Genomic DNA, 11,558 nt, shown 5'->3' on the forward strand with positions numbered 1-11,558 from the left:
GCATCGAAGGCATCATGCTGTTGTCGGCAATGACCGGCTTTACTGCGACCAGCCTCAGCGGCAGCCTGTGGCTCGGCGTGCTTGCGGCAGTTGTCACCGGTGCGCTGATGGGTGCCCTGCATGCTCTGTTCACGGTGGCGCTCGGTCTCAGCCAGCATGTCTGCGGCATCGGTGTCACGCTGTTCTCATCGGGGCTCGCCTATTTCCTCTACCGGCTGATCTTCGGCCAGCAATCGGTGCCGCCGAGCATCAAGGGTTTCGAGACGCTGCCGATCCCTGTTCTCTCCAAGATACCGGTGCTCGGGCCGGCGGTATTCAACCAGTTTTCGCTGGTCTACATGGCGATCCTTGCCGTTCCCTTGGCCGCCTTCGTGCTCTACCGGACACCGTGGGGCCTGTCGGTGCGCATGGTCGGCGAAAATCCGCGCGCCGCCGACTCGGCCGGCGTCAGCGTCATTGCGACACGCTTCCAGGCGGTGATCCTCGGCGGCGCGCTGATGGGGCTGGCTGGCGCCTTCCTGTCGATGGTGCAGTTCAACGCCTTCACCTTCGGCCTCGTCTCAGGGCGTGGCTGGGTGGCGATCGCGCTCGTCGTCTTCGGCCGCTGGGATCCCTGGCGTTCGGCAGGGGCCGCCTTGCTGTTCGCCTTCGTCGATGCCTTGCAATTGCGCATGCAGGCGAGCGGGCTCGGCCATATACCCTATGAGGCGTTCCTGATGCTGCCCTTCATCTTCACCATCGTCGCCATGGCGATGATGTCGCGCAACGCCGTCGCTCCTTCGGCATTGCTCAAACCGTTTCGCCGGGAAGAACGCTGACAGCCAGGCGAAAGGTGGGCCCTTAGCTGGCGACTGCGGGCTTCAGTACTTCCTCGCACCATTGGCGGAAGCTGGTGGGGGTGGTGGACTCAGGAGTACGCGGCTCGGCATTGTCGAGGCCCTCGTTCTTGGCCACCATCATGTCGACCATGGCCTGCGCGAAAGCCTTGGAGGCGCCGCGTTCGATGAAACCCGCTTTGAATGCCTCAAAGGAGATCTGCTCAAAGCGGACTGGTTTTTCCAGCACCTGCGACATGATCTGCGCCATGTCGTTGAAGGACAGGTCCTCAGGGCCGAGGATTGGGACACTGTCTTGCCCGCTCCAGGAGGAGTCGAGCAGCAGCTTGGAGGCGACGGCGGCGATGTCCCGGGTGGCGCAGGTCGGAAGCTTGCGATCCACCGAGATCGGCCCGAAGAACATGCCCTGGTTCCTGATCGGCTCCACCTGGCGCAGGATGTTGTCCATGAACGAAGGCATTGTCAGCGCCCGGTAGCTCACGCCCGTGCTCGCGATCAGATCGTCCATTGCCAGCGACGCCGATACATGTCCGGCCTTCCCGGCCATTGCCGTCCCGCGGCCAAGGGCCGACACTGCGACCACCCGTTTTACTCCCTGGCTCTTGATCGCGTCGCAGGCCGGCCGGCTGAAGTCCACATAAGCGGTCTCGATACTCTCGGCGTGAGAGTCCGGAGGCACCAACCAGAACACGGCGTCGGCGCCATCGAACGCCTGGTTGACGACGTCGATGTCGCCATGCGGCCCCTGCACGACCTCGACGCGCTCGCGTGTGTGCGAGGAGAGACGGGAAGGGTCGCGCGCGATCACGCGGATGGGTTCGCCGCTGTCGAGGAGAGTCTCGAGAACTTGGTGGCCGATAGTGCCTGTGGGTGTGGTGATGACGATCATATGAATCTCTCACTTCGTGTCGTGGCCGCATTTCGCGATCGACGGGGATAGATGGCTCTCGCGTTCACCGGCCGATGGCGGTCGCCTGAGTCACTCAGACGACCGCGATGAGCGCAACGAGGCGAGGGTGGGGACCTCCGAATTCAGGCGTTGAGCGCCGCCAGCACCCGCTCCGGCAGGAACGGATAGCGCCGCCGCCTGCATGATCTGCCCGGACTGGCAATAGCCGCATTGCGGCACCTGCTCGGCGATCCAGGCCTGCTGCAGCGGATGGCTGGCGTCCGGCGACAGGCCTTCGATCGTCGTCACCTCCATTCCGGCCACGTCTTGAAGCAGGGTTATGCAGGAGCGTGTCGGCTCGCCGTCGACGTGAACGGTGCAGGCGCCACATTGCGCGATGCCGCAGCCGAATTTGGTGCCGGTGAGTTTCAGATGCTCCCGTATCACCCACAAGAGCGGCGTGTCTGGTTCGACGGCGAGATCCACCGCCCGTCCATTGATCGTGAACGCTGTCATGACTCTTGGTCCCTTATCTGGCGTAATCATCTGGTATCATGCAGTGATGATGGCGACTTTATCCGCGCTATCCATAGAATTTTTCTGCATTATCCACGGCGATAACATCTACCTCTTTCAAGAATACTTACTATTACTCCAGAAACTGCCACATTGGCGGAGACGTTGTTATTAAATAACCAATTGAGAAAATCCGGTCTATGCTGTAAAGTCCGTATTATCTTCGCAATCGTCCGGAACGCCCATGGATCCGCTCTCAGATGTGCTGTCGCTGCTGAAGCCACGCAGTTATGTGTCCGCTGGTTTCGACGCGGGTGGAAACTGGTCGATCCAGTTCTCCGACCAGCACGAACGCATCAAATGCTACGCTGTGGTTTCCGGCGGGTGCTGGCTGTCCGTGGAAGGCGTTGCCGATGCGGTGCGGCTGGAGAAGGGGGACTGCTTCGTGCTGCCGAGTGGGCGGCCTTTCCGCCTCGCAAGCGACATGACTTTGACGCCTGTCGAAGCCGGCACGATTTTTCCTCCCGCGCGCGCTGGTGGTGTCGTGACGTATAATGGCGGCGGTGATTTCTTTCTTGTCGGTAGCCGCTTCGCCGTCAGCGGCAATCATGCCGGCATCCTGTTGGGGATGCTGCCTCCGATCGTGCATATCCGGAAAGAAACGGATCAGGCGGCGCTGCGCTGGTCGGTGGAGCGGATGATGCAGGAGCTGCATGAGCCGCAGCCGGGCGGTTTTCTGGTCGCGCAACACCTCGCCCATATGATGCTGGTCCAGGCCTTGCGCCTGCATCTGGCGGAAGGGCTGGGAGGTGGCGTTGGATGGTTCTTCGCCCTGGCGGACAGACAGATGGCTGCTGCGATAAACGCCATGCACGACGATCCGGCGCATCGCTGGACATTGCAGGATCTGGCGCAGCGTGCCGGCATGTCGCGATCGACCTTTGCGCTGAAATTCAAGGAGATGGTTGGGACGTCACCGATGGAGTACCTGACGAACTGGCGAATGCTGCTGGCGGGGGACAGGCTGGCGAACTCCAGCGAGCCAATTTCCGTCATTGCCCTGTCGCTCGGCTACGAATCCGAAAGCGCCTTCAGCACGGCCTTCAAGAGGGTCATGAACTGTACACCACGGCAATATGGCCGTGGCCGGAACCCCGCTTCCCCTTCAGCGTTCAACACGAGCCAACAGGACATGGCCGCTGCCCGCTGGTTGAAAGCCGGTTGATCCGGCCCGAGCCGAAGGGAATTCTCAGCCGCCGCTTAGCGCCCGCACCACATTCGGCAGCGCTGGCAGCGTCAACAAAACCGTGCCGGCAAGCCAGATAGACGAGACGACAATGCTCCTGGGCTGCGCCGACCAGCGCTCATAGAGCGCGGCCGGCACGCCGGCGAGCATGATGGTTATCGTCGACAGGATCAGCGCACTTGCCATGTAGACGATCTGGCTTAAGGGAGGCGCCCAAGCCGGATACCAGACCGGATAGAACAGGAACACCATCAGCACCCAAGGCGAAAAGATACCGTTGACGATGGCGACCGCCATGACAGGCACAAGAGCGTTTCTGTCCATTGCCTCAACCCCCCTGTGAAGCCATCGGCGCTATGCCGAAATTGATCAGCAAGACGAGATAGCCGATGCGCAAGGCCATAAGCCAGAGCACACTGAAGACGATCACCACCGGCTGGGTCAGGATAGATGGCGTGACGGTCCGCACGATCCGCAGGAACGGATCCGTGACGGACTTGAAGAAGCGCCAGATGTAGTTGTCCCAGCTTTCGGGCACGAAGAGGCCGAGCAGGAGACGCCCCATCAGCGTGTACATCACCGCGGCAAGGATGAAATTCGGTATGTGGAAATACCAGTAAGACCAGAATTCGTTCATGTGGAATTGTCCAAGGAGCGGCGGCGCCGCGTTATGCCAGCGACGCCCCCGAAATGAAAGCGGGGTCCGTCGCCGGACCCCGCCTCGAGCGCCAATCGCGATGCGCGATCAGGCCGTCTTTTCTTCCATCATCTGCTTGCCGCGCGGCACACGGATTTCCTCGATGAAATCCTGCATATCCCGGGACGGCGCCTTGGTGAGAAGGCTGACGATGATCATCACGGCGAAGCCCACCGGCAGACCAAACGCCGCCGACGAAATGTTCTTCACGCCCCACCACAGTTCCATGTTGGGCGTCGCCTTGTCGAAGTCGGCGCCGTACTGCGTCATGACGAGGTAGAAGATGGTGATGCCGAAGCCCGCGATCATGCCGGCGACCGCGCCAGCCGAGTTGGCCCGCTTCCACCAGACGCCGAGCACCAGGGCTGGGAAGAGCCCGCCAGCGGCAAGCGAGAACGCCCACGACACCATCGACAGGATGTCCGACGGTTTGGTTGACGCGACGTAGGCGGCCAGCACTGCGACCAAAACCAGCAAGATACGGGACACGATCAGGCGCCGTGACGTAGGCGCGTTCTGGTCGATCATCTTGTAGTAGATGTCGTGGCTGAGCGCGTTGGCGATGGCCAGCAGCAGGCCGTCCGCGGTCGATAGAGCGGCGGCAAGGCCGCCGGCGGCGACCAGGCCCGAGATGACGTAAGGCATGCCGGCCATTTCCGGCGTGGCCAGCACGATCATGTCGGCGTTGAGGTTGATGTCGGCAAACGAAAGTGCCGTCACGCCCTTTTCGGCGCAGGCCGCGACGATCGCCGCGGTGTCTGTCGCCGTCTTGCCGCAGATCTGCACGAGCGTGTTGTCGGCGGCGGCCCAGCGCATCATCCATCCGGCTTTCTCGCCGATGTTTTCAGGCGTCAGGCCCGACGCCACCAGGTCGAGCATCGTCCACTTGGCGAACGCCGCATAGGCGGGCGCCGTGAAGTAGAGGATGAAGATGAACAGCAGCGACCAGGCGACTGAGACGCGCGCTTCACGCACCGACGGGGTGGTGAAGTATCGCATCAGGACGTGTGGCAGCGACGCCGTCCCGACCATCAGGCAGAGGATCAGCAGGAAGTAGTTCTTGGCATCATAGCCGCCATGCGCGAATGGCGTGATGTGATGAAGCGTGATGCCTTGCGCCGTCTCAAGTGCGGTGATGTTCGCCAGCGCCTGGCCCTGCATCAATTGCGGGATCGGCACGCCGGTTTTCACCGTCGACATCCAGATGACAGGGATGAGATAGGCGATGATCAGCACGATGTACTGGGCGACCTGCGTCCAGGTGACGGCGCGCATGCCGCCGAGCATCGAGCAGACCAGGATGCCGGCCAGGCCGACATAGACCGCGACGTTGAAGTCGATGCCCAGGAAACGGGCCGAGATCAGCCCGGTGCCGAAAATCTGCGCGACCACATAGGTGAACGAGCAGGAGAACAGAACGACCACGCCGATCAGACGGGCAAGATTGCCGCCATAGCGCGCCGACAGAAAGTCGGGAACCGTGTAGGCGCCGAACTTGCGCAGATAGGGCGCAACGAGGATGGCCACGAGCACGTAGCCGCCGGTCCAGCCAAGCACAAAGCCGAGGCCGTCATAGCCGAGCAGGTAAAGCGAACCCGCCATACCTATGAAGGAAGCCGCTGACATCCAGTCGGCGCCGGTCGCCATGCCGTTGTAGAGCGCCGGTACGCGACGCCCGGCGACGTAATATTCGCCGACATGCATGGTGCGGCTCAGGACGCCGATCACCGCGTAGATGACGATGGTAAAGCCCATGAACAGGTAGCCGATTACAACGTTTTCGACACCCAAGGCGCTCAAGATAGCCATCAGGATGATGAAGGCTATGAAGCCGCCGGTGTAGATGCCGTAGATGCGGCCGAGATTGGAGGTGAAATCGCCTCCGCCTGCCGTAGTCGCTGTCGTGTTAGCCATTGGAGTCCCCCCGATCATTCTTCATTGACATGATGCTCTTCGTCGATCGCGTTCTGGCGCCGTGCGAACCAGAACAGCATGACGACGAAGGCGATGAGCGAACCCTGAGCGGCCATGTAGAAGCCGAGCGGAAAGCCAAAAATGACGATGGTGTTGAGTTGCTCCACGAACATGTGGATGACGTAACCGAAGAACACCCACAGTCCCAGCATGACGAACATGAGGCGCTTGGTCTTGTTCCAATAACTTACGCGGTCTGGCGTCGCCATAGCGTTGAACCTCCCTTGGTTGGCAGCTTGCGAACCGTCTCGAGCGCAAGGCGCCGTTTAAAGCTTGCCTCTTCCGCTAGTGCGGAAGCCCTCCGGCATATGTTGCGGCCAGGTATAGAATCAGCCGACCGTAACTTTATAAGAGTAACACTTCTTGTTGCTTTTGTTGATACGACTTTAGAATCGATGAGAGGACTGGAGAATCGGTGAGAGGACTTGAATCGGTAAGAGGGCTGGCGGTACGGCGGGGCGGAGGCTAAATGGTTAACATCGGTTGGAAACAAAACCGAAGGGAGAGCGCCATGGGCCTGCTGAACAATTTGTTGCCTGAGTTCCTGCGCAAGCCGCAGCCGATCGGCAGCGTCGGCGAACTGGCTGACTTCATGGATTCGCGCGCCGCCTTCCTGGCGCAGAAAAGCATCGTCGAGTTCTGCCGAGTCAGGGCAGGGGTCTACTGGCAGAAGCTGTTCAGCGAGAAGGAGTTCCAGGCGGCGCTCAACCATTCACGCTGGCGCGCCTACCCTGCGTGCTACGCCATCGTGGCGGAAATGGTGGAGGGCGCGCTGCGCGAACCTGCCGGCTTGCGCCAGCGAGGCCTGCCAGCGGCGCTGGAAAAAGTGGCCCTGGCAAGCTTCTCCAAATATGCCGTTCCGCAGGGCTCGCCCGCCACTTTCTGGGAGGACGCCGCCGAGCTCATACGTCAGCGCCTCGCCGCCACGCAGATCGGTCCGCCGCGGCCGGTGCGCGAAATCCCCGAGCCGCTGGCGCGAACGGTTTTCGAGATGGTCCCGATTCACCCCAATCTCCTGACCAATGACTACGACTACATTTTCAACTTCCTGAGAATGAATCTGCTGCGCGCGAATGAGGATTTCCTTGAGCAGGCTGACCGCAGCGCCCTCGTCGACGAACTGCTTGGTGCCGCGCGCATCTGAACTTTGTTCCTGCGCCGATATCCAAGGCTTCGCCCGGCCTTGCACCGTCCAAGCGTCGCCGGCTATGCGAACATCAGGTCCCGCACCAGGTCGGGTGCCGACTGGAGGCGCTTGATGAGGCTCTTGAGCTCTATTTGCTGCTCGCGCGTCAGGGCATTGACCTCGATGCGGTTGGATACCGGTATACCGGCATAGATGTCATGCGTCTGCTGAGCGAGTAGCAAGCCGATCAGCATGGCATGGCCAGCCAGCATCGCCTTCATGTCGCGCTCGCCGCCAATATCCAGCGCGATCAGTTTCTCGAGGCGGGCACGCGTGCTCCGCTCGCGGATGCCGTGGCGAATTGCAAGCGTGCGTGCGGTCGCGACGATCGGAAAAAGGCCATGCTTCTTGATGTTCAGCCGGCCATCTTCAAGTTGAAAGCCGCCAAAAACAGTGAAGGGATTGCCGGTTGTCATCTGCTCGCCGAGAAGCTTCGCGAACACCGGCTCGGCGTGGCCACGCTCATACGCATATTCGATGAACTGCGCGGCCAGCGTCGTGTCGCCGTGAACCGGCCGCAGATCATAGACGATATCGACGTTGAGCAGGTCCTCCGGCCGCAGGCGGCGAACCCAATCTTCGACGCGCGCCTTCCAGGTGTCGAGGCTTCCGCGGAACGCGGCGTTCGCGGCCATTACCCCGCCTTTGCAATACGGTACGCCTGATATGTCGAGCATGTCGGCGAGCTTGGCTCCGAGAATTTTGAACCAGCTGTCTTCGGGCCCATCCGGCTCGCCATCTGCGAAGACGATTGCGTTGTCCTGGTCCGGCGCCATCAGGCTTTCGCCACGGCCGCCTGAGCCGAGCACAAGCATCGCATAGGCGCAGGGCGGCGGGCCGTGACCCTCGATTTGCATCTGTTGTTCGGCAAGCACGGCGGCGCGGCGGGTAAGGGAGCAAAGTTCGTCGCTGATGATTTCCGCCACCACGCGCGGGTCGATCGCCTCGCCGATCAGCGAACGCACTACGCCCGGCAGCATCGACCAGGTGGCCGCCAGCTCGGCGGCGTCTTTGGCATGTTCGATCGTGTCGTCGAGATCGATGGCAGCGGCGGCGCGGAGCCTCAGCAGGTCACGCGCCGAAAGCACGCCGACCAGCATGCCCCCGTCATCGCGGACGGCAAGGTGGCGGACTTTCAGCCGATCCATGCGGCCGATCGCCCGATAGGCGAAGGCGGCGGCGCGGATGCTTATCAGCGGTCGCGTTGCGATGCTTGCGACCGGCATGTCAAAGGCGCGCTCGGCGTCCGACGATATGCGGCGCAGCAGGTCACGCTCGGTAACGATGCCATACTCCTCAATCGGTCGATCCGGCGTTCCTCGGTCGGACACAAGGACCGAGCTGATCTTGCGCTTCACCATGAGGTCGATGACCTGCCTTGTCAGCTTGGTCGACTTCACCACGACTGGCGGGCCGCTCATGAGGCTGCCGACGCGATGGCGATAGGCATATGGATCAACCGGCTGAAACGCGGGAGCCTGGGGTCGCGATACCGGCTCGGCCCAGCCGGCGCGATGGCCGGCTTCGAGAGCGTCCGAAAGGGCAAGGCAGGCGACCTCTGCCTCTCCGAGCGTTCGGATGTTGCGCTTGCGCAACTCCGGAATCAGCGCGGCAAAGATGTCTCCCGCCGCGATTGCATCGCCCAGGGCCGAATGGCGGCCAGCTATCTCCAGGCGAAGCCAGGCGGCGATCGTTTCCAGCGAATGGTCTGCCAGATTGGGATTTGCTATGGTTGCAAGAAGCCGGACGCACAGCGCCCGAGGCTTTTTCCAGGGCAAACGGGCGCGTCGGCATTCGCGCTCCCATACCGCCAGGTCGAAGCCGATCGAGTGGCCGACGAGGATACGGTCCCCGACGAACTCTTGGAATTGCGCCCATGCGTCCAGGAAGCTCCCGGCCCCGTCAACATCGGCATCCGTGATGCCGTGGACGAGCGAGGCCTCGGACGGGATCGCTTCGCCAGGATCGATGAGGAGATCGAGCTGAGGTTGCCGGACGACTTTGCCATGCGCGATGCCGACCGCGCCAATCTGAACCACGCGTGCCTTTGTGGCGTCGGGCCCGGTTGTTTCGGTGTCGACGGCCGCAGCCGCAATTGCTATCAGCGGTGTCGCGCCGGTCGCCAGCTTCAATTTCGTCCCCTTCGGCATAGCCGATAGCATTCCTCTGCTGGATGTCCCGGCTTGCCGAGACAGCGCTTTGTCGCTGCTGGAAAGATCGATCTTGCTTGCCCTGCAGCATAGAGCGCGCGGCCGGGCCGCGTCGATGGTCGAATTTTAGACTGTGGCGCTCGCGGAGTGCGCCGGTCGGTCCGGAGCTGCGCCCGCACGTCCATCCGAATCCCGGAGGTTCACCCGTCCAGGGGCATATTCGCCTTAAAGTGACTTGATACGGTCGAAGCGCTCGCACATTGTCGGCCCGTTTGTTGCCGAGGTAGCCGATGGATGAGATCAGGCGGGTTGCTGTGGGGTGCATCGGGCGCGCCGTAATGTTCGGATCGCTTGCCATCGGCTGTGTTATGATCGGCTTCTCCTTCAACCCGGTATCCGCCTTCCGCTCCGGCGCGTTCCTCACGCTGACCATGGTTTTGGCGCTGATGTGGAAAGCCACGACCGCAGGCAGCAAGAATCCCAAACACACCGAAGTCTGGCTTTATCTCGACGAGAAATCGCGCCCAGCCGATGGCCCGGCGCGACGGGTATTTGGCACCATTATGAGCGACGTTTATAAACTCTACGCCCGGGTCGCGCTTGGCGTTGCGGTTGGCTTCTTCCTCGTGTCGCTCATGCTGATGCTGTTCGGTCTGGAAGCTTACAGGCCGCCCAGCAAATAGGAGGCCGCTCCGCATCCCTGTCCCTCCGCCTGCAGGAGCCCGGGGTTTTTGTCATCGGGCCGATCAGGCTCGGAAGCACGGCCTAAGCAGAAAACAGACCAAATTATCACCCGAGTTGAGAAAAATATTCTAAGGATCGCTGGAAAATAGCACTCGACAAAGTCTACTGATTTTATAGATTAACCGTAGAGACGGAGGTCGATATGTCCTATTTCCAGAACACCCGGACTGCCCGCAAAGACCAACGGCTTGGTTCTGACCAGACTTGGCGGCCGGCCTATGCGGGCGCCTTTGCCTATCTCGTTTTTGCCCTTGCGTTCGTGTTCACCGGGGCAGTCGTTCTGGGCCTTATCCCTTGACCATGAAGTCCCGACCCGTCGGGCCCTGAATGATCAGGGGGTAGCGACCTGCCGCTTTCACAATACCGGAGTTGAATGAACCGAATTCAGGTGCGCTTTTGCGCGCCCAGTGATCCCAACGTGATGGAGGAGATGGCAATGCCGATCGAGTTCACGCATGTTCCCGGTAAAGCTCACCCCGCCGACTCAACCGTGCCGTTTTTCTACGATTTCGCGGAAACCGCGACAAAGCTGTCGCTGGTCGAGGACATCGGCTTCCAAAAGATCATCGTCGACGATCCGGCCGGGTTGCTGACCAATATGGATATTGCCGCCCAGGCGCTGAGCCGCACCTCATCGCTGGAGGTCGTTCTCGCGCATTGGGCGGGTGTGATCGAGCCGACGGTGGCGGCGCGGCAATTGGCGGCCCTCGACGCAGAAAGTGGCGGTCGGCTGTCGCTCAGGATGCTCAGCGAGCCGCTAAGCGACGCCGACGCCGAGGCACGTCCGGTCGGCCATACGGTCGTCTGGCAGCGGATCGACGAATATCTGGTGCTGCTGAAGCGGTTATGGTCGAACGACAGGCCGTTCGATCATGAAGGCGCTTTCTACAGCGTCAGGGCCGGCTATGTGCCGCGCAAGGGACCGCATGGCGCCGACATGACCATCCGCATGGGCGGACAGTCCGGAACGGCGCTCAGGGTCGCCGGGCGGCATGCCGATGTCTTCGAGCTGACGCCGGGTTCGCTCGACGAGATCCGGCAGCTGATGCAGCGGGTGCGCGGTGCCGCCGCCGAACACGGCCGGGCCGGCAAGCTGCGTTTCGCGCTTCCCGTCAGGATACGTTCGGAGGACAACGCCGTCTGCCAGAAAGCGGTCGAAATTGCCGGGCCTCCGGCGCAGGTCGCGCTGGCGCTGCTTCCTTATGCGGCCTTGGGAATCCAGGAATTCATGATCGTCGGCGTCGACAGGCCGCGCGAAATCGCGACGGCTGGCCGCGAAGTGATCGCGCTGTTGCGCAACTCGCTGGCGCGTCGCGAGGC

General features: G+C 61.7%; 13 protein-coding genes. 6 read left to right on the plus strand and 7 right to left on the minus strand.

Annotated features, from left to right (window positions below; all coding sequences use genetic code 11):
- Positions 1-818 (plus strand): ABC transporter permease (locus E5W87_RS28820; RefSeq protein ID WP_292405250.1); only part of this gene is annotated, 818 nt, incomplete at its 5' end.
- 22 nt (positions 819-840) lie between these two features.
- On the opposite strand, the gene E5W87_RS28825 is transcribed toward E5W87_RS28820, so the two are convergent.
- Entirely contained in the window at positions 841-1,725 is an 885-nt protein-coding gene (locus tag E5W87_RS28825; RefSeq protein ID WP_292405252.1) for an NAD(P)H-binding protein, read from the minus strand.
- A gap of 90 nt (positions 1,726-1,815) precedes the next feature.
- On the minus strand, positions 1,816-2,241 hold the full coding sequence (locus E5W87_RS28830; protein WP_292405255.1) for a (2Fe-2S)-binding protein: 426 nt from the start codon (positions 2,239-2,241) through the stop codon (positions 1,816-1,818).
- A gap of 244 nt (positions 2,242-2,485) precedes the next feature.
- Here E5W87_RS28830 and E5W87_RS28835 point away from each other — a divergent pair, with 244 nt between their 5' ends.
- Positions 2,486-3,466, plus strand: coding sequence for an AraC family transcriptional regulator (locus E5W87_RS28835; protein WP_292405257.1), 981 nt, complete (start codon positions 2,486-2,488; stop codon positions 3,464-3,466).
- Positions 3,467-3,490: 24 nt separating this feature from the next.
- On the opposite strand, the gene E5W87_RS28840 is transcribed toward E5W87_RS28835, so the two are convergent.
- From E5W87_RS28840 to E5W87_RS28855, 4 genes are all read right to left on the minus strand, one after another.
- Entirely contained in the window at positions 3,491-3,811 is a 321-nt protein-coding gene (locus tag E5W87_RS28840; RefSeq protein WP_126104409.1) for a hypothetical protein, read from the minus strand.
- Between the two features lie 4 nt (positions 3,812-3,815).
- Entirely contained in the window at positions 3,816-4,124 is a 309-nt protein-coding gene (locus E5W87_RS28845; protein WP_292405260.1) for a YggT family protein, read from the minus strand.
- A gap of 108 nt (positions 4,125-4,232) precedes the next feature.
- Positions 4,233-6,098 carry a sodium:solute symporter family protein gene (locus tag E5W87_RS28850; RefSeq protein ID WP_292405274.1) on the minus strand — a complete coding sequence of 622 codons (1,866 nt, stop codon included), beginning with the start codon at positions 6,096-6,098 and terminating at the stop codon, positions 4,233-4,235.
- 14 nt (positions 6,099-6,112) lie between these two features.
- Positions 6,113-6,367, minus strand: coding sequence for a DUF4212 domain-containing protein (locus E5W87_RS28855; protein ID WP_292405277.1), 255 nt, complete (start codon positions 6,365-6,367; stop codon positions 6,113-6,115).
- A gap of 302 nt (positions 6,368-6,669) precedes the next feature.
- Here E5W87_RS28855 and E5W87_RS28860 point away from each other — a divergent pair, with 302 nt between their 5' ends.
- On the plus strand, positions 6,670-7,302 hold the full coding sequence (locus tag E5W87_RS28860) for a hypothetical protein (RefSeq protein ID WP_292405279.1): 633 nt from the start codon (positions 6,670-6,672) through the stop codon (positions 7,300-7,302).
- A 62-nt stretch (positions 7,303-7,364) separates the two neighbouring features.
- Here E5W87_RS28860 and E5W87_RS28865 read toward each other — a convergent pair whose 3' ends face one another.
- Positions 7,365-9,494, minus strand: coding sequence for a DUF294 nucleotidyltransferase-like domain-containing protein (locus tag E5W87_RS28865; protein ID WP_292405282.1), 2,130 nt, complete (start codon positions 9,492-9,494; stop codon positions 7,365-7,367).
- A 290-nt stretch (positions 9,495-9,784) separates the two neighbouring features.
- Here E5W87_RS28865 and E5W87_RS28870 point away from each other — a divergent pair, with 290 nt between their 5' ends.
- The 3 genes from E5W87_RS28870 to E5W87_RS28880 form a co-directional block, all read left to right on the plus strand.
- Complete coding sequence (locus E5W87_RS28870; RefSeq protein ID WP_292405285.1) at positions 9,785-10,177, plus strand: hypothetical protein; 393 nt, start codon at positions 9,785-9,787, stop codon at positions 10,175-10,177.
- 203 nt (positions 10,178-10,380) lie between these two features.
- Complete coding sequence (locus tag E5W87_RS28875) at positions 10,381-10,536, plus strand: hypothetical protein (RefSeq protein WP_292405288.1); 156 nt, start codon at positions 10,381-10,383, stop codon at positions 10,534-10,536.
- A gap of 138 nt (positions 10,537-10,674) precedes the next feature.
- The coding region (locus E5W87_RS28880; RefSeq protein WP_292405291.1) for an LLM class flavin-dependent oxidoreductase at positions 10,675-11,558 on the plus strand (884 nt) is incomplete at its 3' end.

This window comes from Mesorhizobium sp., from assembly GCF_004962925.1.
Classification (GTDB): Bacteria; Pseudomonadota; Alphaproteobacteria; order Rhizobiales; family Rhizobiaceae; genus Mesorhizobium.